At 65.3% G+C, this 21,379-nt stretch carries 23 protein-coding genes and 1 pseudogene; 5 read left to right on the forward strand and 19 right to left on the reverse strand.

Annotated features, from left to right (window positions below):
* Window position 1 precedes the first annotated feature (1 nt).
* Window positions 2–949 (reverse strand): hypothetical protein, encoded by a 948-nt coding sequence (locus F6X38_RS15580; protein ID WP_202617993.1) that lies wholly within the window; start codon window positions 947–949, stop codon window positions 2–4.
* The gene (locus F6X38_RS15585) at window positions 946–1,503 is read right to left on the reverse strand and encodes a hypothetical protein (RefSeq protein WP_150971189.1); all 558 of its coding nucleotides are present in this window, start codon (window positions 1,501–1,503) and stop codon (window positions 946–948) included. Before F6X38_RS15585 ends, F6X38_RS15580 begins: the two co-directional genes overlap by 4 nt.
* 326 nt (window positions 1,504–1,829) lie before the next feature.
* Here F6X38_RS15585 and F6X38_RS15590 point away from each other — a divergent pair, with 326 nt between their 5' ends.
* The gene (locus F6X38_RS15590; protein ID WP_150971191.1) at window positions 1,830–2,864 is read left to right on the forward strand and encodes a hypothetical protein; all 1,035 of its coding nucleotides are present in this window, start codon (window positions 1,830–1,832) and stop codon (window positions 2,862–2,864) included.
* A gap of 429 nt (window positions 2,865–3,293) precedes the next feature.
* Here the strand turns inward: F6X38_RS15590 and F6X38_RS15595 are convergent, their stop codons facing one another.
* Genes F6X38_RS15595 through F6X38_RS15605 form a run of 3 tightly spaced genes read right to left on the reverse strand, consistent with a single transcriptional unit; the run spans window position 3,294 to window position 6,699 of the window.
* Window positions 3,294–4,241 (reverse strand): plasmid partitioning protein RepB C-terminal domain-containing protein, encoded by a 948-nt coding sequence (locus F6X38_RS15595; protein ID WP_150971193.1) that lies wholly within the window; start codon window positions 4,239–4,241, stop codon window positions 3,294–3,296.
* Window positions 4,238–5,131: a ParB/RepB/Spo0J family partition protein gene (locus F6X38_RS15600; protein WP_150971194.1), complete on the reverse strand. Its 894-nt coding sequence runs from the start codon at window positions 5,129–5,131 to the stop codon at window positions 4,238–4,240. The genes F6X38_RS15595 and F6X38_RS15600 overlap by 4 nt, the downstream gene beginning before the upstream one ends.
* Window positions 5,131–6,699, reverse strand: a complete 1,569-nt coding sequence (locus F6X38_RS15605; RefSeq protein WP_425482869.1) for a recombinase family protein — start codon at window positions 6,697–6,699, stop codon at window positions 5,131–5,133. The genes F6X38_RS15600 and F6X38_RS15605 overlap by 1 nt, the downstream gene beginning before the upstream one ends.
* Before the next feature lie 130 nt (window positions 6,700–6,829).
* Between F6X38_RS15605 and F6X38_RS15610 the strand changes: the two genes are divergently transcribed.
* The gene (locus F6X38_RS15610; RefSeq protein ID WP_150971199.1) at window positions 6,830–7,213 is read left to right on the forward strand and encodes a hypothetical protein; all 384 of its coding nucleotides are present in this window, start codon (window positions 6,830–6,832) and stop codon (window positions 7,211–7,213) included.
* 101 nt (window positions 7,214–7,314) lie between these two features.
* On the opposite strand, the gene F6X38_RS15615 is transcribed toward F6X38_RS15610, so the two are convergent.
* From F6X38_RS15615 to F6X38_RS15650, 7 genes and pseudogenes are all read right to left on the reverse strand, one after another.
* Window positions 7,315–7,854: a GNAT family N-acetyltransferase gene (locus tag F6X38_RS15615; RefSeq protein WP_150971201.1), complete on the reverse strand. Its 540-nt coding sequence runs from the start codon at window positions 7,852–7,854 to the stop codon at window positions 7,315–7,317.
* Window positions 7,851–8,159: a type II toxin-antitoxin system TacA family antitoxin gene (locus F6X38_RS15620; RefSeq protein ID WP_161992779.1), complete on the reverse strand. Its 309-nt coding sequence runs from the start codon at window positions 8,157–8,159 to the stop codon at window positions 7,851–7,853. Before F6X38_RS15620 ends, F6X38_RS15615 begins: the two co-directional genes overlap by 4 nt.
* Window positions 8,160–8,562: 403 nt before the next feature.
* A complete protein-coding gene (locus F6X38_RS15625) occupies window positions 8,563–9,285 on the reverse strand; it encodes an RES family NAD+ phosphorylase (RefSeq protein ID WP_150971203.1) in 723 nt (240 codons plus the stop codon).
* On the reverse strand, window positions 9,282–9,695 hold the full coding sequence (locus tag F6X38_RS15630; protein ID WP_150971205.1) for an MbcA/ParS/Xre antitoxin family protein: 414 nt from the start codon (window positions 9,693–9,695) through the stop codon (window positions 9,282–9,284). The genes F6X38_RS15625 and F6X38_RS15630 overlap by 4 nt, the downstream gene beginning before the upstream one ends.
* Before the next feature lie 532 nt (window positions 9,696–10,227).
* The gene (locus F6X38_RS15640; protein ID WP_246191375.1) at window positions 10,228–10,581 is read right to left on the reverse strand and encodes a hypothetical protein; all 354 of its coding nucleotides are present in this window, start codon (window positions 10,579–10,581) and stop codon (window positions 10,228–10,230) included.
* Complete coding sequence (locus tag F6X38_RS15645) at window positions 10,578–10,886, reverse strand: type II toxin-antitoxin system TacA family antitoxin (protein WP_161992780.1); 309 nt, start codon at window positions 10,884–10,886, stop codon at window positions 10,578–10,580. Before F6X38_RS15645 ends, F6X38_RS15640 begins: the two co-directional genes overlap by 4 nt.
* Before the next feature lie 839 nt (window positions 10,887–11,725).
* Window positions 11,726–12,364: pseudogene (locus F6X38_RS15650) on the reverse strand (SDR family oxidoreductase); the annotation flags it as partial.
* Between the two features lie 34 nt (window positions 12,365–12,398).
* Here F6X38_RS15650 and F6X38_RS15655 point away from each other — a divergent pair.
* The gene (locus F6X38_RS15655; protein WP_246191384.1) at window positions 12,399–12,950 is read left to right on the forward strand and encodes an ATP-binding cassette domain-containing protein; all 552 of its coding nucleotides are present in this window, start codon (window positions 12,399–12,401) and stop codon (window positions 12,948–12,950) included.
* Window positions 12,951–12,976: 26 nt separating this feature from the next.
* Complete coding sequence (locus F6X38_RS15660; RefSeq protein ID WP_150971212.1) at window positions 12,977–13,741, forward strand: SDR family oxidoreductase; 765 nt, start codon at window positions 12,977–12,979, stop codon at window positions 13,739–13,741.
* A gap of 223 nt (window positions 13,742–13,964) precedes the next feature.
* Here F6X38_RS15660 and F6X38_RS15665 read toward each other — a convergent pair whose 3' ends face one another.
* On the reverse strand, window positions 13,965–14,810 hold the full coding sequence (locus F6X38_RS15665) for an alpha/beta fold hydrolase (protein WP_343033237.1): 846 nt from the start codon (window positions 14,808–14,810) through the stop codon (window positions 13,965–13,967).
* 148 nt (window positions 14,811–14,958) lie between these two features.
* Here F6X38_RS15665 and F6X38_RS15670 point away from each other — a divergent pair, with 148 nt between their 5' ends.
* The gene (locus tag F6X38_RS15670; protein WP_246191376.1) at window positions 14,959–15,276 is read left to right on the forward strand and encodes an ABC transporter substrate-binding protein; all 318 of its coding nucleotides are present in this window, start codon (window positions 14,959–14,961) and stop codon (window positions 15,274–15,276) included.
* Here F6X38_RS15670 and F6X38_RS23935 read toward each other — a convergent pair.
* The 6 genes from F6X38_RS23935 to F6X38_RS15695 all read right to left on the reverse strand — a co-directional run bounded on the left by F6X38_RS23935 (window position 15,264) and on the right by F6X38_RS15695 (window position 21,329).
* Window positions 15,264–15,764 carry a hypothetical protein gene (locus F6X38_RS23935; protein ID WP_246191377.1) on the reverse strand — a complete coding sequence of 167 codons (501 nt, stop codon included), beginning with the start codon at window positions 15,762–15,764 and terminating at the stop codon, window positions 15,264–15,266. The genes F6X38_RS15670 and F6X38_RS23935 overlap by 13 nt on opposite strands.
* On the reverse strand, window positions 15,751–16,536 hold the full coding sequence (locus F6X38_RS15675) for an N-formylglutamate amidohydrolase (protein WP_150971216.1): 786 nt from the start codon (window positions 16,534–16,536) through the stop codon (window positions 15,751–15,753). Before F6X38_RS15675 ends, F6X38_RS23935 begins: the two co-directional genes overlap by 14 nt.
* On the reverse strand, window positions 16,536–17,852 hold the full coding sequence (locus F6X38_RS15680; protein WP_150971218.1) for a type I glutamate--ammonia ligase: 1,317 nt from the start codon (window positions 17,850–17,852) through the stop codon (window positions 16,536–16,538). The genes F6X38_RS15675 and F6X38_RS15680 overlap by 1 nt, the downstream gene beginning before the upstream one ends.
* The gene (locus tag F6X38_RS15685; protein WP_343033239.1) at window positions 17,849–18,415 is read right to left on the reverse strand and encodes a cysteine hydrolase family protein; all 567 of its coding nucleotides are present in this window, start codon (window positions 18,413–18,415) and stop codon (window positions 17,849–17,851) included. Before F6X38_RS15685 ends, F6X38_RS15680 begins: the two co-directional genes overlap by 4 nt.
* Window positions 18,416–18,488: 73 nt before the next feature.
* On the reverse strand, window positions 18,489–19,376 hold the full coding sequence (locus tag F6X38_RS15690; protein WP_246191378.1) for a MurR/RpiR family transcriptional regulator: 888 nt from the start codon (window positions 19,374–19,376) through the stop codon (window positions 18,489–18,491).
* Window positions 19,377–19,604: 228 nt separating this feature from the next.
* The gene (locus tag F6X38_RS15695) at window positions 19,605–21,329 is read right to left on the reverse strand and encodes an MFS transporter (RefSeq protein ID WP_150971222.1); all 1,725 of its coding nucleotides are present in this window, start codon (window positions 21,327–21,329) and stop codon (window positions 19,605–19,607) included.
* Window positions 21,330–21,379 lie beyond the last annotated feature (50 nt).

A 21,379-nucleotide genomic window follows, 5' to 3' on the forward strand; every position in this document is an offset into this window, starting at 1 on the left:
TTCAGCGCGCTCCATCGCGCGCCGCGCCAGCATGACTTCGTACCACTCCAGGTCTCGCTGCCGGGAAGTGCCAAATAGGCACGCAGCGTCTCGCCTTTGGTGTGCCACAGACGGGAAATGTGAATTTGAAGGGCCGTCCGAATAAGGCACACAGAAACTTCTCCATGCGCCGCGTGAAGAGCGGGTGATTGCGGTAGTCGGGATAGGCGTGCGCAGCCGTAACCAGCGCCGGTCCGAAGGCGCCCTGACCGCTTTCCGGAACGACGATCTCGCCGGCTTCAGTTAGATACGCAGCAAGGCCGCTGATTAAAGCGAACTTGAACCCGCGGCTTCGGGCGCTCGCCTCACCCCGCGCCGAGACGGTGTAGGGAACAGTCGCGAACGGCTCGCGCTCCCTCCTGCCCGGCAGGCCAGCCGCCTTCGGACCGACCCTGACACGCACCAGCTGCTCGCCCAGAGCCGCCGCCACCAGTCCGGCGACCGCGAGAGAATCCATGCCCTCGCTGTACGCGATGACCGCCTGGGTCTTCACAGGCAGTTGCAGGAACTCCTGGGTCGGAGACAGCGCATCGCTGCGGCGCTGGACGAAATCGATCGTCCACTCGTCGCCGGTCAGGAATCGTAGGGCGTCGTGGAGGCTGTGGGCGACGTCAGGCGCTGCCCATCTTTGCGGTGCATGAACGGGCAGGCGGAGACTGAGGATGCGCGTCCACCCGAGCGCGGGTCGCTTCGTCACGCGGTCAGCATACTCGATCGCCGCAGCGAGCATCATCGCGTCGTAGATGAGTGGCTTCCATCGCGCGAAAGCGTAGGACTCCAGCGCGGCGGTCGAGAATTTCAGATCGCGGCCCAAGTCGAATACCGTGCGCCCTTTGCGCGCCCGCCCGCCGGCCTCGACGACATCGATGAGGTGTTCAATAACCCTTGGACTGTAAGCACGTGCCTTCATAGCGGCGGCCCCTCGTCGACGCCGCTGCGTGCTGGAAGGCTGACGGTGTTCCGCCTCGGTGGGGTCCCGCCGGTCAGCACCTCGCGGGCAAGGGCGCCGCAATTAACGTCGTGGCGCGCTGCATCGAGGCGCTGACGGACATAGCTGCTGCTGCGCGGACTCGCCTCGCGCTGATAATGCTCTTCGATGCTGCGCAGAGCGCTGTGCATGGTGTCAGCGAACGCCGCGCTGAGTGCCATGTGCGTGCCAGCGTCGCCCGTTACGCCGCTTGCGACCGTGGCCACGGCGCAATCGATGGCCAGGTTTGCGGGCGCCGAACCAGGGTGCTTCCCACGCAATGCTTCCAGCTGTTCGACGCGTAGCGAGGGAAAAAGCGTGTCTGAGCCCATAATCGCGCGGATCGCTTTGATGGGGGCGCCGAGGATGTCGCGCTTCAGGGCGACCGGAAGCGCCTCACTGACCTCGGCTGGCGAGTGGGCTGCTTTTGCAGCGCGGCGCGCCAGCGTCCTCCAATGAGGACGTAGCGGAAGACTTCTATGGGGGCCATCGCTCATGGTGCGAACTCCATGTCAGCATGGAAGTATATGAATCATGACAATGTCAAGATGGATTTCTTCTGGGGCGGACATCCTAGTATGTGAGTGCGTCTGTGGCATGGATGCTCAGCGCCAATCCCCGAGGAACTGCGCCGCATCGTCAAAGAGCCTGCTCGCGACTTCCCTGTGTGAATTGACAACGCACACGTAGAAACTGAGACCGTTTCCCGCTCGCCACGGTTGCGCCGCGGTCGCCGTCGTACCATCGATGGCTAAGTGGGAGCTCAAACGCCGCGGCGCGGCGGCCGCGCCCGGCGAAGCGAAGACGGTCTTGGCGAGGCGAGATGGACTGGTTCGAACGGCTGACCGGGTTTCGGGAGACGTCATACGCGGAAACGCAAAGTCGACTGAGCGTTGTCGACGGTCGGCTCCAATGCCGGGGCGCGGATCGCCGCTTTGCGGTCGGAGAGCTGACGCTTCCCTCGCTCGCGGAGTTGCGAACGCAGGCTGCCGGCACAAAGCGGTCCGGACGGTCGCGGTTATCAATCGCGGAGGGCGACGTCCGCGCCATGCACCGGCAGCTGGAAAACCGTGGGGCGCTGTTCCAAGTCGCCTCGCAGTTCAACATGCTGGAGATGGTCGGACCGGACGTTACGCCTGAGGATGGGATCGCCGGCTACCAGTACGATCGAACGCAGGGACCGGCCTGCGCGATGGCGGCCGGTGCGGCCACGATCTACCGCAACTATCTCGTCCCGGTGGCTGGCGGGATCGGGCAGACGGCGGATCGGCAGCTCGACGGGCTGGCTGATCTCGGTGCGGAATTGGCGCGGCGTCTCGGCACTCGGCCGGAGGCGTTGTGGACGATGCGCAACGGCTACGCGCTCGCCTCCAGCGACGGCTTGGCCGCCATCGCGACCTACCTCGACGCAGCGGATGCGGACGCCTGGGACGACCTGCGCGGTCTGCTACGGTTCGGCCTGCATAGCGATGTCGGCGTGACGGACGATCCAGACGCGGGACAACTTGTCAGCCAGATCTTCTGCTCCGCCCTGCCGGTTGCCTACTCGCGCCAGCGGAAAGCCGACTGGGCGCCGTTCGCGCGCCTGGTGCTCGAGGCTGCCTACGAGGCGACATTACTCGCTGGACTGCTGAATGCCGATCATGGGACTTCCAGCCGCGTACTGCTCACCCGGCTTGGCGGCGGAGCCTTTGGCAACGATGATGAATGGATCGATGGCGCACTGATGCGCGCCGTGCGGATCATGGGCGACCGTGACCTCGACATCGCTGTCGTCAGTTATGGGCCACCGCCCCAGCATCTCATCAAATTGCTCGCGTCGTCCGGGGTTGAAGCTTCCGCTAGCGGCGGCGGATGAGCCTCGGCCTAATTCAAAATGGGAAATCCAGAATGCCTTCGATCGCCGAATGATAGCGGGAAAGCCGGCAAATCAGCGTCTCAGGCCTTCGCAATTATCTTTCCATTGCAATGACATACGTGCTCCCAGTTTTGTTCTGACCGGCGCGCTAAAATCACACCACTCTAGTACAAAACTGCGAACCGTTACATTAATGCAAGGGGGTAAGCTGGACGTGCCGGGATCGCTTTGAGCGCTCGACCGGCACGTCCTTGGTAGCTCACGGATAGCGCACTCGCTAATCCGCGCGGTCGGCGAAACCTCAACCGACCTTGTGGGCTCCGGACGGGGTCGCCGCCATCCCCACCGCCGCGATCGATCCGCCCCAGCGTGCGGCGTCTCCCGCGGTCCCCGCGCTTATCGGGTCCGGGTCCCCTTCATGCGCATCACTTACTCCGCCGCGATCGGCAGGATCGCGAGCGAGCTGATCTCCGCAATGGACTGAAGCTCGCCCAAGTACTCCTGGCGATGAGTGCTCAGCCACCGAACGATCCGAGCGTTGCTGAGTAGCTTCGCGACGTAGCCTTTGGCGACGGTCAGGTGCAGGTTGTCGACGCTGTAGGTTTCCTCGACCGACTTCACCTGCATTTGCAGGCTGGCCAGTTCCCGCTCCATCCGCGCAATTTGCCCGACAGCGACTGCGGATGTGCCGCCCAGCTTTGGCTTGCGAAGCTGGACAAGTTGCCGTTCCGGTGTTGCAACCAAAAGCGCCTTCGCGAACACCACACTGAAGTTGTTCTGCCCGATCATCAGTTCGGCCGCCTCGATCTGACGGGCCGGCACCATTCGCCGGAGTTGGTCGAACACTGCACCGGGACAGACCGAATCCTTCAACAGCTCGATGGCAGACGCGCAGATGCCGTTCAGCATGCGGAACTTGCGACGAACGGATCCGACCTCAATGTCCAGCGCTTCGGCTATCACTTCGTCCGGCACGCCGCGCTCGACCGCGAGCGCGATCATGTTGTGTTCCTGGACGGCCGCGAGGCGATTGATCCGCTTGTTGTAGGTGTAGGCCTCGTCGTCGGTCGATACGAGGCACTCGACTTCCGTCTGACCGAGATCTTTCAGTGCTTCGATGCGAACGTGGCCATCGAGCAGGAAGTATGTACCAGGACGACCAGGATCGGGGGAGACCGCTGGCGGTTCGACGAGGCCGATCAGCCTCACGGAGGCGAGGATCTGTGCATACTTGCGGCTTTCCTTCATGCCCACACGGAAGGTCCGCAACGGCACCAAGTTATCGAGAGGAACGATGATCGTTTCGCGTTCGAACCCGAGCCGAACACCACTGTCGTCATCGCTGTCTGGCTCGTCTCCGTTATTATCACGGCTCATGCTGCTTCTCCCGCGATGCGTTTGGCCAAAGCCCGCGGCATCGTCTCCAGGTGCTCGGCTCGCAGCAGCGTGACGAAACCTTCGTCCGACAGAACGTCCTTCAGCGCCTCGACGAGGAACAGGAGCTTAGCGTGCGTGAAGTCGGACTTCTTGGCGATGAGGCGCTGCTTATCAGCTTCGCGTTGGTAGATCTGCATGAGGTCGGTGATCGTCAGGCGGCGCGACTTGCCCCGTTTCCCTCCGAGTCGGTTGTCGCGTACAGCCGTCGTTCGCATCCGACGATCGAGCAGACGTCGGAGAATGCCGACCTTCTTGCCCTTGATCTTACCGGCGGCACAGGCCTCCGTCAGGATGTCCTGCGCTTCCGATGACTCAGCCCGCGCGATATCGATCGCAAAGCTCACCGGGATGAGGCCGGTTTCGACGGCCGCCACCAGCTTTTCCTCGCCACGATCGAGCAACACGGTGATCATGTTGACCCAACTCGCCGAAACGCCGATCTTGCGGCCGATCTCGACGTCGGTGTAGCCCCGCTTGTGGAGGCTCCCGATCTCCCCCATCAGATCGATCGGTCGATGTTGGCGCCGTGCAATGTTCTCGACGAGGCTCATCACCAGACATTCGGTTTCCGATGAATTGACGACGAAGGCTGGTGCCTCCGTTTCCCCCAACATGCGCAGTGCATCCAGCCGTCCCTCGCCGCAGATCAAACCATAGCGCTCGACGCCGTCCTCGATGTAGCGACTGACCTTGATCGGGCGCTTCAGTCCAATCGCCTCGATGTTGTCGACGATCTCCTTGTGCTGGCGCTTGTTGCGCGCCCGGGTGTTCAGGACGGTGATGCGCGCGATCGGAATCATCGCGATCCGGTGACCTTGCCTCTTTGTCATCATGCAGCCTCCGCAACGTGAATGGGCTCTGCGATGTCGTAAAGAAGGTCGAGTGTTTCGAAGCGATAAGCATCGAGCGCGAAGCCGTTTTCCTCGGCAAGCCGCAGTTTGGAAGACGCGAGATCGATCGCCGGCAGGAGGTAGTAGTCGAGCGGCACTCGGTTGGCCGAGTCCATTCGAACAGCGACGGTGATGTCAGCAAGCAAACCGGTATCGAAACGAAGTTGCCAGCGCAGCGAACCCGCGGCGGTCTTTCGACAGCGCGCAATGACGACCGAGACCGTGAACTCGCCGTTGATGGATACGAGCTCGGTGTCAGGATCTTGGATTACGTGACAGCCGGTTGCTCGCAGACCAGCCAGCACTTCGCTGACCACTTCCGGGTGCATCGCGCGCAGGGCGCGGTTGACTTCGACATAGGCGTAGTCGCGGCGCGGCGTGTAACCGACGAGCTTGTAGGCGCGCAGCAGGCTACCGAAACGCGAGCGATAGGCGCTGCTCGACGGCAAACCGTCGGCTTCGTCGATGACAATCCCGGAAAGCGCACCTTCCTGCTGTAGGAGAGTCCGCAATGCGACCAGCATCTCGTCATCCGACAACCGGAAGGACCGAGCGGAAATGATCGTCTGGGCTGCTTCGGCCATCGCGCGCTCGACGATGGCGGGAAACGCATCGTTGGCCCGTACCCAGGTTTCCGGACTATTGCGGACGTGTTGCTTCTTCAACTTGAAGGACGTGCGGTTCCAAACGTTGTCACCGGCGTACTTCTCGTTGATCAGCACTTGGTGGACGGTGCCGCGCGTCCACGGACGGTCGAAGTCGGTGCGGCATCCTTCCATGTTCAGCGTGGCGGCGATCTCGGTCTCCGAGCGCCCGTCGACCACGAAGGCGCGATAGATGCGCCGCACGGTTTCGATCTCGTGATCTGGGCCGAGCGTCAGCACCACGCGGTCGGTTTGGAGGCTCTTCTGCTCACCCCGCGCCAGCTCACCCTTGCTGTTGCCGGCCCCATCAAGAAGCAGGCGGCGGAGCCCGAAGCCTGGGGCGCCGCCTTGTCGGAAGCCGAGTTCGATCAGGCGGCACTGGCCCTTGAACACCTTCGCTGACAGCTCACGGCTGTACTCGCCGGCCATAGCGCGTTTGACGCTTTTGATGATCGTGGAAACGGGACTGCCGTCGTTGTCGAACTCTTCGGCGCAGTAGTGAACGGAGATGCCGGCGCGCTTGCAGGTGTGCTCGTAGAAGGCGCTCTCGTCGGCGTCCTGGAAGCGTCCCCAACGGCTGACGTCGTAGACAAGGATCGCCTCGAAGTCGGCTGTCCCGCTTTGGACGTCGCTGATCAGCGCTTTCAGCGCCTCGCGGCCATCGATGCGAAGGCCGCTCTTTCCAGCGTCGGCATAGGTGCGCACGACTGTGAAGCCGCGGGTCTCCGCATAGATCCGGATGACATCCGCCTGGTTCTCGGTCGAGTACCGCTGATGCTCGGTCGACATGCGCACGTACTCAGCCGCACGCACCAAATCAGGTCGCGATCGTTCTTCATCCGATCTACCGCTTCCGTCCAACACGACACGTGTTCCGATCGGCCGTCGCCTGCGGCAGCGAAGGTCGGTGCGTCTTTGCTTGAGGTCCGAGAAGGTTCGGCTCCCAAACTTTACGTCTTCCGCATCGGGCTACTACCATGCGGAGCGCACAACGATGCGAACGAAGAAGGGAAAGAGATTTCCAAAAAAGGGAAGTTTGTTTCCACCCGGCGAAACTGGCGATGGTGGGTCGGCACGGTTGGCGAGCTTGGTCGCTGAAGCTTTGCACGAACATTTCGCGTCTGAGCCGCACGCGGTGAAGACCGTAATGACATGGACTGAAGCCAGCGACCGGACTGTCAAGAACTGGTTCGCCGGCACGCACGGTCCAAGTGGAGAACATCTCGTTGCGCTGGCGCGTCATTCCGATCGTGTATATCGCGTCTTCCTGTTGCTGACACAGCATGATCTTATCATCGTCGACCAATTGGTGAGTCTACGAGCGCAGTTGGGCGCGGCGATGCTGGCGATTGATAATTTTCTGGTTGCGCCGGATTGACGATCACTGGGGCGAAAACTCTTGCCCGGGCGTGCGATCTACACGGTGGATGTACGACCGCACCCTACGCGGTGGTCCGCTCACTCGGAAGATGTTGCAGTTCAAGTGTCCTGAGCAAGCAGGTTGCGGACCGTAGCCAACGGCAGAAACATGCGTAGGGGATCTGAGGGCAAAGGCTCGAAGCCGTAGCTCGCGTAGGCACGCTGGCGGCGTGCTACCGAGGCGGGATCACCGCAGTCGAGCACGTCGAGCATGACGACCGCGATCCCAATCTGGTCAGCCGCCCGCGTGATGCGTTTCAAACAATCTGCAAGCAGGTCGCCGCCGTACCCTTTGCCCTGCAGATTTTTGTGCACCCCAATCATCGAGATATAGGCGGCAGGAATGCTGCCGTGGCCAGGACGGGTGCGGGCGAACTTCTTCGGTAGATCCGTATAGTCCACGGCGTGGGCGTTCATCGCATAGAAACCGATGACCATACCATCCGGATCGGTCATCACCCAGGTGCGGAGATTGTCCGCCTTGGTGAGCTTGTTCGCAGTGTTGCGAAAGAAGTTGTCGACCTGGGCAACGCCGCACGCGAAAGCCGCACGATCATGCTTGTCTGGATCGAGCAGTTCGATAACGTTTGGCGGACTCACTTGGACTGAACTGTCTCGCGATGACGCGCGAAGGCTGCACGCAGCCTGTCGGTCGGCTCCGGCGGATTGTCGATGGCCTCGAAAAAGGCTGCATGGTCCACCGTCTGCAACACGGTGCGCTCGTGGACAGCGATCGTTTCCAAGGCGGAGCGATACGCTGCGCTCATCGTGAAGACCGAATCGTCGACGCCCGACAGAGCTGCCGCGCGCTGGATCGTCTCCTTGATGCGCGGCTTGGTGCGAAAGTTCATCCGCTCCGTGCTGCGCTCGGCAATGTCCTGCGTTTCATCATGGAACGCTCGCAATAGAGCCTCCTGTCGGATCTGCACCAAACGCAATGTACGCCACAGTGACGTACATATCAACGTTGTGGGAATGAGTGACCCATGTCGCTGTGAAACTGCGTCGGCCAATAACTGCGGAGAACGCGACCACCGCTTGAACACATGAACACGATTTGCGAGCACAACCAGCGGGTAGAGCGTCCGTAATTAGCGGGCAATCTCAATGGCATACGTGTTCGCAGTTTTGTTCTGACCGGCGCGCCAACTTCCCCAAGTGAAAACATGGGCTTAGCAAGTTGGCGTCTCTCAAGGGGAGCGTACCGAGCTGCTACTGCAACCACACTGCAACCATTTGGACGCGCAACACGGCGTTCCGGAGCGTGCTTCAGCGCGCTCTCTCGCAGCACGAGGCGGAGCGCATCTCTCATGCTATAACCTTGATGCGGTACACGGCGCCGCTACCCGGCTCGCGGTAGAGATCGACCCGCGCGCCGTTCCAATGATAGTCGAGGTGCCGCCCCTGAACGGGGTTCGCCGCCAAGTCGGGGTAGAAGAGCGCTACGCATTCGCCGTCCGGCTGTCGGCAACTTGGATAGGCGATGCCGTCCGAACCAGCCGCGTGTAGGTCAGCTGCCACGGCTTGGCTTTCAACGTAACTGTCCGGCGTGAGCGCCTCGCCGAAGCGAGCCGGATCGCCGCGCAGATCGTGCGCCCACAAATTCACGTCGAGGACGATCTCACGGAACTGCGATGTCCAGCCCTCCGGCTCGGCCGTGCGGGCCATGAAGCGCTCGTGGTGGTGAATGGTCTCGGCGAGCGCTGTCTCCAAGCGGTCCGCCGCGTAGAGCACGCCGTAGCCGCCGTTGGTGAAGCGGCTTGGACGGTCGGGGCTGACGTGCGTGAACGGTGCCATCAGATAACTCGCGCCGGCTCCGCCCACGCGGCGCGCAGCTGGAACGAGGTCGAGGTTGCCGATCGTCTCCATCAGTCGCGGGTTCGTTTTTTGCTCGGCCGAGATAAGCAGTGGCCAATCTTCGGGGGCGGCGATGTCCTCGAACAAATCGATCGGCGGATAGAGGCTGCGGATAATCCGCCGAGCTCCAGTCCATGCAACCGGCGTAGCGGGGATCGCTGCACGGTCGATCACCAGCCGCCGCGCTCAGCGTCGAGCAGGCGCCGCACGCGCATGAGATCGGTCAGTTCGCCGCCCAGCATAACGTCGAGCGCCGATCGACCGCCGAAGCTGTCGTTGGCTGCCCTTATCCAGCGAAAGCCGCGCTCAGCCTCAGTGAAGATGATCCGGAGCGCCTTGTGGATACCCATGATGTTGGACAGTCGAGCCCGGGTGTCCCGATCGATGCGGCCCTGCTCGCCCGCCTTCCAGCGGGCATAGGTGCGGATCGGCAGGTCGAGCAGCATTGCCGCCTGATCGTCGGTCAGCTCCCAGCGCCTAAACAGGTTGACCCCGGCGCGGAACATCGCCGCAGCCTCGTCGGCACTAATTGGCTCGGGCACAAAGTCACGAGGCTGGGTGTCGAGCAGAACAGCAACGGTCATATTAAGTTCCCTTGTGGCCGCAATATATTCTTTCTATGCCATTTGGCAAGTCGCAATGCAGGGCGGCTTTACGTGCGTCGACCGGCGGCGGTCACCGGCCGATGCAGGAAGCGCTCCTTCAGGCCGCCGCTGCCGCCCTCATCATCCGACGGCGCGACGAGGGTCGCTCTGCTCCCCCAAGCCGGCTGGACGAGTAGCCATGACTGAAGAGGCGCGGCATATCTGACTGTTGCAAACCGGACGCCTCAAATAGAACACGAAGCAACGCGCCGCTTGATTCGGGACGACCTCTCAATGAGATTGCCTTGGAAACCACTGGAACGGGGTGACACTGGGGTGAAGGCGATCGGGCAGGCGCGAGATTGGCGGCGACCTTCATTGGAATACGGTGTTCATAGGACCTAGGCGGACGCTTGTCTTCCTTCGGCCTCACCTTTCTGTCGCGGGCGGCGCTGCGGCAAGCGGAGCGCGCCATGCTCGGCGGCAGCGCAGGCGTCCGCGACGAGGTCGGGTTCCTCCTAGTCCACCAGCGCTATGCCGACCGCTTCTTCCCCGGCACTTCGGTCCTCCACAGGGGTCCCGATCCAACGCCGTTTGACACCCCGATCATCGAGATGTAGGCGGCAGGAATGTTGCCGTGGCCGGGGCGGCTGCGAGCGAACTTCTTTGGCAGATCCGCGTAGTCGACGGCGTGGGCGTTCATCGCATAGAAGCCGACGACCATACCATCCGGATCGGTCATCACCCAGGTGCGGAGATTGTCCGCCTTGGTGAGCTTGTTCGCAGTGTTGCGAAAGAAGTTGTCGACCTGGGCGACGCCGCACGCGAAAGCCGCCCGATCATGCTTGTCTGGATCGAGCGGCTCGATAACGTTCGGTGGACTCACTTGGACTGAACTGCCTCGCGATGACGCGCGAAGGCTGCACGTAGCTTGTCGGTCGGCTCCGGTGGATTGTCGATGGCCTCGAAAAAGGCGGCATGGTCCACTGACTGCAACACGGTGCGTTCGTGAGCAGCGATTGTTTCCAAGGCGGAGCGATACGCTGCGCTCATCGTGAAGACCGAGTCGTCAACGCCCGACAGAGCTGCCGCGCGCTGGATCGTCTCCTTGATGCGCGGCTTGGTGCGAAAGTTCATCCGCTCCGTGCTGCGCTCGGCAATGTCCTGCGTTTCATCGTGGAATGCTCGCACGGGAGCCTCCTGTCGGACCTACACCAGACACAATGTACGCCACAGTGACGTACATATCAACGCTGCTGGCGTGAATGGCCCATACCGCTGTGAAACTGCTTCGACCGATATAGACCGAGAACGTGGCCACCGCTCAAGCACGTAGACAGGATTGGCGAACGCAACCCACATGTGGAGCGTTGGAAATTAGCGAATAATCTCAATAGTATACGTGTTCGCAGTTTTGTTCTGACCGGCGCGCCATTTCGATCCAGATTGGCGAATATAGAGGGCGCCTGCCGGGTCGCCCGTTGCGGCGTTGGCCTGCTCGGCGATAACCTGTTCGAGAACTGCGGTGTCGCCGACGATGCGGGCGGCGGGTCGTCGACTTCAACGCGATCGATGACGGAGCGCAGCTACTCGATACGGGGGCCTCACCGCCGTGCTCGGCGACGTGCCCTCTGGTGACGGTCCGAACCACCTGTCGAACGAGGATAGCCGCGCCGCGATCCCGCGCGTCGAGGCCATGCTCGCCCTTGTCAAGGCGATGAAGGCCTGGACTGGAGTTTGCAACTGCACCCTGCCTGAAACAGTCGGGCCACCGCTTCGGACGTGATTTTCAGCGGCGTGGATGGTTAGCCCGGCCGCAGATCGATTGGCCGAACGATACGTCGCTCGTTGAGGAGGCTTGGCCTGCAGGTCCGATCTGCGCCCGTATCGGACGATCGGCGGGCTCATCTCGACGTCTGAACGCGAACGCTCAGCGACGGACAGTCGGTCGTCCGGAGGCGGACCTTCCGATGGAATGTCGAGCGGCAACCGACGACGGACGCCAGCGCATCCGTCGTCCTCGTCGCGGCTCACGACATGATCAAGCCGCCATCGACGTTGATCGTCTGGCCGGTGATGTAGGCGGCGTCGTCGGACGCTAGGAACGTGACGAGCCCGGCCACGTCCTCGCCGCTTCCGGCGCGGGCCATCGGGATGTTCCGTACCCATTCGGCCATCAGCTCGCCCGGCTTGTAGTCGCCGAGCAGCTTGCCCCAAGCCTCGTCGTTGTAGGCCCACATGTCGGTCTCGATGATGCCGGGACAGAAGGCGTTGACCGTGATGCCCTCCTTGGCGACCTCCTTGGCGAGGCTCTGCGTGATGCCGACGACGCCGAACTTCGAGGCCGCGTAGTGCGGCGTGAAGATGAACCCCTGGCGAGCCTGGCCGGACGCCGTGTTGATCAGGCGACCGCCGCGTCCGTGTCCGCGCATTCGCCGGATCGCCTCCTGGCAGCACAGGAACACGCCTGTCGTGTTGACTTCGAGCACCTTGCGCCACTCCTCGGCCGTCAGATCCTCGACCTTGGCGATGGTGATGACGCCGGCGTTCTGGATCGAGACGTCGACCGCGCCGAATTCACGTTCGGTCGCCTCGTAGAGGGCTGCGACCTGCGCCTTGTCGGTCACGTCGGCGACGAAGCTTGCCGCCTTGCCGCCGGCCGCGCGGATCATCGCCGGGGTGGATGCCCTGTCGTCCGGCGAGGTGAGCCTCGACGGCCGTCCGTTGAAACTGACGCAGCCGCAGGACGCGATGAACGCCGGCATCGTTCTCGTTCCCGAGGACCGGAAGGCGCAGGGGCTGCTCTTGAAGCAGACGATCGAGAACAACATCGCCGTCGGCAACTTCGACCTGATCGGCCGAGGTTCGTGGATCCGTCCGAAAGACAAGCGGGCCTTCGCGGAGAAAGCGATCGCCTCCATGGGCGTCAAGGGCCGGCCGGAGCAGCTTGCCGGGCGCCTGTCGGGCGGCAACCAGCAGAAGGTGGTGATCGCCAAGTGGCTGGCCCGCGACCCGAAGCTCTTCATCATGGACGAGCCGACGCGCGGCGTCGACGTCGGCGCCAGGGCCCAGATCTACGAAGCGATCGCCAGCCTCGCGAAATCCGGCATGGCCGTGATCGTCGTCTCGTCGGACCTCGACGAGGTGATCGGCCTGTCGCACCGCGTGATGGTGCTGTCGCGCGGGCGGAACCGCGGCATCCTCGCGCGCGGGGACGCGACACACGTCGCCATCATGGAACGCGCAACCACCTGATCGACCCTTCGCGGAACGGAAGCACCATGAAACTCTTCGATCTTTCCGGCAGCGTCGCGCTCGTGACCGGCGCCGGCAGCGGCATCGGCCAGCGCATCGCGGTGGGGCTCGGCGAGGCCGGCGCCGACGTCGCCCTTCTCGACCGCCGTTCGGACGACGGGTTGGCGAAGACGGCCGCCGCCATCGCGGCCCTCGGACGGCGAAGCATCCCGATCGCCGCCGACGTCACCAGCGCCGAAGCGCTGGCCGACGCCGTCGAGCGGACGGAAAACGAACTCGGGGCCCTCCACTTCGCCGTCAACGCGGCGGGCATCGCCAACGCCAATCCGGCGGAGGAAATGGAGGAAAGCCAGTTCCAGACCATGCTGGACGTCAACCTGAAGGGCGTCTTCCTGTCGGCCCAGGCCGAGGCGCGCGCGATGCTGCGGCATGGGCGCGGCTCGATCGTCAACATCGCCTCGATGTCCGGCGCGATCGTCAACCGTGGCCTGTCGCAATGCCATTACAACGCCTCCAAGGCGGGCGTCATCCACATGTCGAAGTCGATGGCGATGGAGTGGGTCGGCCGCGGCATCCGCGTCAACACGATCAGCCCGGGCTATACCGCGACGCCGATGAACACCCGGCCCGAGATGGTGCACCAGACGAAGCTGTTCGAGGAGCAGACGCCGATGGGGCGGATGGGAACCGTCGACGAGATGGTCGGCCCGGCGATCTTCCTGCTTTCGGATGCCGCTTCCTTCGTGACCGGCGTCGACCTCCTTGTCGACGGCGGCTTCTGCTGCTGGTGACCGCAACGCGCGGGAAGCTGTTGGCCGGCAACCGGAAGACGAACGGCTCGCGCGCGGCCCCTGCGGAGGTACTGGCCCTGGACGCCTGCCTGCGGGTGGCGGGCCGTGAAGTTCTGATATGACCGCGTGCGACGCCGATCGCTGCCGTCGCTGAACTGGCCGAAGCGGGCGCGCGCATGTTGTCGGGCGGATAGCGCCGGACAGCGCGGCAGGCGCGCGCCGCTCAGGCTGCGGCCGACTTCCCTTCGCCTTCTCGTTCCGGCGCCAATCCCGAGAAGAACCGCTCGAAGATCGGATCGAAGGCGGATGGCGCATCCCAGAACGGCGCGTGACCGGACCCGGCAATCTCGATCGACCGCCCCTCCCAAAGGTTGGCGTAGGGGAGACGCCTCACATGGGCGAGGTTCACGAAGGGCTCGTCCGCTCCGTTGACGACGGCGAGGGGAACGCGTGAACGGGCGACGATCGCCTCTTGATCGTCGCCCGTTCCCGCGACAAAGGCTTCGAACATCAGGCGCCGCGCGCGGCCGTCGGTGCGGGCGACGACGTCGCGCAGAAACGGCTCGAACGGCTCGCCGCAGGTGTGGCGGGCATAGCTCTCGATTTCTTCGGGAGTGCAGGTCTCCTTTCCCGCAAGAGCCATGTGCGGGCTCGGAACGAAGCCTTCGCCGACCGTCCCGCCGTTCACCGGCGGCGTCCCGGTGATCATCAGGCCGGCGAGGCCCTCGTAGCGGGAAATCATCTCCAGCCCGATATGGCCGCCGAGCGACCAGCCGAAGACGCCGGCTCGCTCGATCCCGAGGAGGCCCAAAGCCTCGGTCATCGCCTCGGCATAGCCTTCCATGCGGTAGCTGCGCTCCGGGACCAGCGCGTTCGCGGAATCGCCATGCCCGGGCAGATCGACGGCGACGAGACGGAACTTCCGTCCGAGGGCTCCCGACATCTGATTGCGGAAGATCGCCCCGGAGGACGAGTTGCCGTGGATCATCAGGACGGGAAAGCCGCCGGGTCCCGTGTCGCGCACGGCCAGGGAACCGTGGCTCGTGTCCAGCATCCGGATCCCGTTCACCTGGCACTCCTTCGCCGCGGTTGCCGGGATCGCTGCCGGTTCCGCAGGCATGATCGTGAAATGATCTTTTCAGATATCGCTCGATAGGTCTATCCTGTCGATAAGCCGACGAAGCGCGGCGTTCCATCCCGAAGGAGAAGAGATCGTCATGCCTCGCTTCGCCACCAGCCTGCTCGCCACGACTTCCAACCTCGCCGCCATGGCGTTCCCCGCGACCGCGGCGGTCGTGAAGATCGGGCTGCTCGCACCGCTCACGGGGCCGGCCAGCGCCGACGGGCAGGAATTCCAGCGGGGCGCGCAGCTCGCCATCGACGAGATGAACAAGGCTGGCGGGCTTGACGGCAACACGTTCGAGCTCGCGGTCGGCGACGTCAAGGATCAGTCGGCAGGCAACGTCACGAGCGCCGTCGAGCGCCTTCTCGGCGACCCGGACGTGCATTTCACGCTGACCGGCTATGCGAGCTGACCAACTTCGAGATCGAGAACATGGCAGATGCGGAGATGCCCTATGTCCTCGCCGCCACCTTGCGGCAGACGCGCGACATCATCGCGCCGAAACCGCTGGCCTCCTCGTCCACCACGGCATGGATCGACAGGCTGCCCTCCAGCCGGACGCCCGCCCGGCGAATGGCGCGAAGCGGCGACGCAGGCCGCGAGCTCGCCCTTCATGAGGATCAGGCTGCGGTTCTCCGAGCCGCTCCAGTCGCCGGAGAGGTTCGGACGGCCGGGCAGGGCCTCGGAGCGCGCCGTCGCGAAGCCCTCCGCCTTGAGCACGCCGGCGAGATGCGCCTGAAGGTCGGCCTCGCGATTGATCGCGGGGTCGGGCTGAAGCTTCGGCTTCACCGTTGGGATGCGGACGAGATCGGCGGTCAGGCCGGTGACGAAGTCCGGCTCCCGGTCGATCTCGGCGATCACCGCGGCGAGGACGTCGGGGGAAACTTCAGGCATGGACATGGATCACCTCGTCGGCTGGCAGGGGAGCGGTGAGAGCCCGAGCGAGGCGGTCGGCCCAGCGCTCGACCTCGGCGGGCGTGCCGAGGAGATCGTTGCGCACCTCGACCAGCACGGCAGGATAGCCGCGGTCGGTGCCGTGGACGGGAACGGCGTAATCCTCCGTCCGGTCGATCCGGTAGGGCTCGTTCTCGCCGACCTCGAGGCCGCCTTCCGCCCGAAGGGCCTGGAGAACCGCGCGGCCGTAGGCCTCGGGCGGCTCGAACAGGATGCCGGCGTGCCAGGGACGAGCCTTCCCCAGGAACACGGGCGTGAACGAGTGGACGGCGACGAGCCGCGTCGGGCGGCCGGCGGCGTCCCGCCGGTCGAGGAAGTCGGCGAGGGTCGCGTGGAAGGGCTCGAAGACGATGCGCCTCCGCCGCTCGCGCTCGCCCTCCGAGAGGTCGCGGTTGCCGGGGATTTCCGTCGCCTCCGACAGGACCGGCATCGAGGAGGGTACGCCGAACGGACGGTTGAGGTCGACCAGCAGGCGGGACAGGGTGCCGAAGAAGGCGGGCGCGTCGAGGCGTGTCGACAGTCGTCGCGTCAGCGCCGCCGCGCCGATGTCGTAGGCGATGTGGCGCGCGAGGTCGGCGGGCGGCAGGCCGAGTCCGCCGTAGGAGGCCGGCAGCCGGTTCGCCGCATGCTCGCAAACGAGCACGACCTCGCTTCGGCCGCCTTCGTTCGCGACCTCGACCGGCGAGGGTTCGACCTCGACGGATGCGGCCTCGGGCATCAGTAGAGCATCCGGTAGATCTCGCAGACCTCCGCCGGTTCCCTTCCGGTCACGGCGGCGAGTTCCGTCCGCCGGACGGCCAGGAAGCTCGCGAAAAGGTCGGGCGGGAACCAGCCGCGCGCGACCTCGTCGCCTTCCAGCGCGGCGAGCGCCGCCTCGCAGCTTTCGGGCAGGCGGCGAAGGCCCAGCTCCGCACGCTCCGCCTCGCTCATCGTGCCGGGATCGCCGGAAACGATCGGCGGGGCGGCGAGGCCTGCACGCAGGCCTTCCAGTCCCGCCCGCACGAGCACGCCGAGCGCGAGATGGGGATTGGCGAGCGCGTCGGCCGCCCGGTACTCGACGTTGAACTGCGCGGCGGGATCCCGCCCGCCGATTGAGACGGTGGGGCAGATGCGCAGGCTCGCCTCCCGGTCGCGGTCGCCGAGCCAGGTATAGGAGGCGCTCCAGTTGTGCGGCTTCAGGCGGAAGTAGGACGGCGCGGCCGGCGCGGCCACAGCGGTCAGCGCCTGCATATGGCGAAGGATCCCCGCGAAGAAGCTGCCCGCCCTCGCCGACAGCCGGCCCGGGCCGGCCGCATCGTAGGTCGCCGGCGCGCCGTCCTCGGCGACGAGGCTGAGGTGGATATGGACGCCGTTGCCGACGCCTTCCAGCGAGGGCTTCGGCGCGAAGCTGGCGCGCCAGCCGAGACCCTTGGCAAGTTCGCGCACGATCTCGCGCAGGGCCACCGCCCGATCCGCCGCGGCGAGCCCGTCCGCGGGCGCGAGCGTCGCCTCGAACTGGTTCGCGCCGTATTCAGCGAAGGCGAGTTCAGGCTCGGCGCCGGCTTCCTCCAGGCAGGCGAGGAGGCGCGGCACGAACGGGTCCGCCTGACGCAGCGCCTCGAAGGAGAAGGCGTGGCCGGCCGGACCCGCGCCGGCGAGTTGGAACTCGTGCTCGAAGGCGGCGAGGATTGACAGGCCGGTTTCCGCCTTGAGCATCGCCAGCGCCTCGCGCAGGAAATGCCGCGGGCAGCAATCCCAGGGCGCGCCGTCGAGCGTGACGATGTCGCCCATCACGAGGTCGAAAGGCGTTTCCTTCAGCGTCCCGCCGGTGGTGAATCGGGCGGACGGGTCCGGCAGGATGCGCAGGTCGCCGACCGAGCCGAAGGGGTTCGGATCCGCGATGGTGTTGAAGGCGGTGAGGCAGAGATTGGCCGGCACCCAGCCGATGCCGCTCGTGCCGCCGGACCGCAGCCGCTCCTCCGGGAACGGCCGCCCGCGCGTGATCGCCGCGAGATCGGTGGTGACGAGGGTCGGAAGATGCGGAACGCCGGTCATGCAGCCGCCCCGGCGAGTTCGAGGAAGCGCCGCTCGACCTCGTCCGTGGAAGCCCGCCAGCAATAGCCGCCGAAAGCGCGCAGCGCGCCGTCGTGGCGCTCGGGCGTCGGCGCGGCGCAGGCGTCGGCGACGCAGGTCACGAGGTAGCCCCGGTCTGCGCCGTCGCGCACCGCCATGTCGACGCACTGGTCGGTGAGAATGCCGGCGATCACCAGCTGGCGGATGCCGAGGTTCTTCAAGAGGTAGTCGATGTTGGTCGAGTTGAAGACGCCGGAGGACGTCTTCGGCAGCAGGATCTCGTCGCCCCGCGGCGCCAGTTCCGCGACCGGCAGCGCTTCCGGCGCACCGGGAGACAGGTGGATCGGCGTCAGCTTGTGGTCGAGCGAGCGGTCGCGGCCGTCCTGCGTCAGGCTGCGGATGATCGTGTGCAGCACCTCGACGCCGCTCGCGCGGGCGGCATTCAGGAGGCGCTTCGCGTTCGGCACGGCGCGCTCGCGCGTTTCGCGGTAAAAGTAATGGTCCGGCCCCCAGTCGGCATGGTCGGGGTCGAGGCCCGGCTCCAGCTAGATCCGCTGCATGTCGACGAGGAGGAGCGCCGTCGCGCCCCGGCCGAAAGGCGCGTCGCGCCGCATGGTCTCAGCCGTCATCGCCCGTTTCCGCTCCTTCGTTCTGCGGCCCGGCGCCGATCGTCACGCCGTTCGAGCCGCGCACCCGCTCCAGCGCTTCCATGCGTCGCCGCTCCTGCCCGCGCGTCCGGCCGAGCGCGTGCGCGACAAGCGCCTCCATCTGCGCGACGGCGGGCGCCAGCGTGTCGAAGGGCGAGCCGGCCTCGCCCTCCGCGATCAGCGCGACGTCCGCGAACTCCGCGATCGGCGAGCGCCAGGGATCGGTGAAGAGGATCACCGGCACCTTCCGGGCGTTGGCCTGCCGGGCGAAGGCGACGACGTCGGACTGGTAACGGCGGTAGTCGAAGACGATCAGGAGATCGCGACGGTCGAGATCGATCAGGCGATCGAACTCGTCCGGGGAGAGGCGGCCGAGATCGACGACGCGCGGCCGCAACTGCACGAGGTAGCTGGCGAGCATGCCGGCGACGTTGCGACTGAACCGGCCGCCCAGCACCAGGACTTCGCCCTTCGCCTCCAGCAGGAGTTTGCAGGCGCGGTCGTAAAGCTGCAGCGGTACGAGACTTTCGGTCCGCTCCAGCGCCGCGCCGACGGAATGCAGGTAGCGCGCCACGCCGGTCTCGCCGCCGAGCTCGCGACGCTTGGCCGCCAGCATCGTCAGCGGCGACTGGAGGCGCGATTCGACCTCGGCGAGCAGCCTCGCCTGGAAGTCGGCGAACCCCTCGAAGCCGAGCTTCGCGACGAGGCGGACGACCGTCGGGTCGCTGACGCCGGCGCGACGGGCGAGGCTCGTCGCCGTACCGAGCGCCGCGACGGGATAGTCCGCCAGGATCGCCTGCACCACCTTTTCTTCCGACGGGGTCAGGCGAAGACCGGAACCGGTCAGCACGTCGCGCACGGATCGCGTGCTTGGCGCCGGTTCGGATCCGCTATGAAGATGTTGTTTCACACGCTGACGTGTAGCGTGCTTCTGTCGGAAGATGAACAGTGTCGATGCCGGTGCTCGAAACGCGCGCACCACCCTTGGTGGAAACCGGTCGCGCCGAGCCGAGGCGTCATGGTCGAGAGGATGCTGCCTGGACGAACGCCGTCACCGTCCAGGTTTCGGCTGGCAGTCCGCTCTCGATCAGGTTGTCTCGGGAGCCGGCCGGTCGCGAGACGGCGGCATGCCGGAAGGCGGTCGCCGCGTGCCGCGCCACGAGGCGAAAGCAGCCACGAGATAAAGCAGCGCGGAAACGGTGAAGGCGAAGATGAGACCGTGCTTGAATGGCTCCGCCATCAGGCTGGGAAAGAAGCGGTTGCCGGTCAATGCCGCGGCGTTCGCCGGCGGCAGCGCGGCCAGAACGTCCGGCGGGATCAGTTCGCCCATCGGATTGTAGCCGAGAAAGGCGGCGAACAGGCTCGCCACCGGCGGGAGGGTCGCGATCCGGTGCGCCACGGCCACCGGCACGTTTTCGGCGACGAGCCCAGCCTCCATCGCCTCTGGCAACGTCGCCGCCAATCCGGCCAGCATTAGGCTGAAGAACAGGCCGATCGAAAGCACCTGGCCGGCATTCGTCGTGGTGGCGCGCATGCCCGACGCCTGGCCGCGCTCGCTCGCCGGCACGGCGTTCATGATCTGCGTCGAGTTCGGCGCGACGAAGAGGCCCGAGCCGAAGCCGTTCAGGAACAGGAGAGCCGCGAAGCCGCCGTAGGAGAAGTCGGCCGGCAGCAGCATCAGGGCGACGAAGCTCGCGGCGCCCGCCGCCATGCCGCCGACGGCGAAGGGCATGCCCCCGAACCGGTCCGACAGTCGCCCCGCCACCGGGCCGGCGATCAGGAAGCCGGCGGTCAGCGGCAGCATGAAGATCGCCGACCAGAGCGGCGTCTCCTCGAACGAGTAGCCGTGCAGCGGCAGCCAGATGCCCTGCAGCCAGACGATCAGCATGAACTGCAGCCCGCCCCGGGCGATGCCGGAGGCGAGGTTGGCGAGGTTGCCGTAGGCGAAGCCCGGGATGCGGAACAGGCCGAGATCGAGCATCGGCTTTTCCGTCCGACGCTCCACCACGAGGAAGGCGGCGAGCGAAGCGAAGCCGAGCGCCAACAGCCAGAGGACCTTCGGGCTCGCCCAAGCCATGGTCTGATCGCCGTAGGGCTGCAGGCCGTAGGTGATCGCGGCGAGAATGGCCACGAGCCCGAGGCCGAAGGTCAGGTTGCCCAGCCAGTCGATCCGATGGCTCGACCGTCTCGGCGCATCGCGCAGCTTCAGGCAGGCCCAGACCGTGCCGACAAGGCCGAAGGGCACGTTGATCCAGAACACAAGTCGCCAGTTGGTGTCGGCGAGCAGGCCGCCGATCAGCAGGCCGACGAACTGCCCGCCGATCGCCGCCACGACGTTGATACCGAGCGCCAGACCCCGCTCGTGCTCGGGAAAGGCGTCGACGAGAAGCGCCGTCGAGTTCGCCATGATCAGGGCGCCGCCGACGCCCTGCACGATGCGGACCGCGATCAGATAGGTCGCGGCGAAGTCGCCCTTGCCCGGCAGGAGGCCGAGCGCGACCGAGGCGGCGGTGAAGATCGCGAAGCCGAGATTGTACATCCGGGCCCGGCCGAACTGGTCGCCGAGGCGTCCGAACGAGACGACGAGCACGGCGGTCGCGATCATGTAGCCGATGATCGCCCAGAGCAGGTAGTTGATGTTGCCGGGATCGAGCGCCTTCAACCCGATGCCGCGAAACACAGCCGGCAGGCTGATCAGGAGGATCGACGAGTTGATCGCGGCCGCCAGCATGCCGAGCGTCGTGTTGCTAAGCACCACCCACTTCGATCCGTCGCCGGCCGGTTCGGCGGAAGGGGCAAGCGAAACGGACATGGCATGCCTTCGTGAACGGCCGGCGCGGCCGCCGGCGGGATGCGGGAGGA

Origin of the sequence: Plantimonas leprariae (assembly GCF_008802405.1) — a bacterium.
GTDB lineage: Bacteria > Pseudomonadota > Alphaproteobacteria > Rhizobiales > Rhizobiaceae > Plantimonas > Plantimonas leprariae.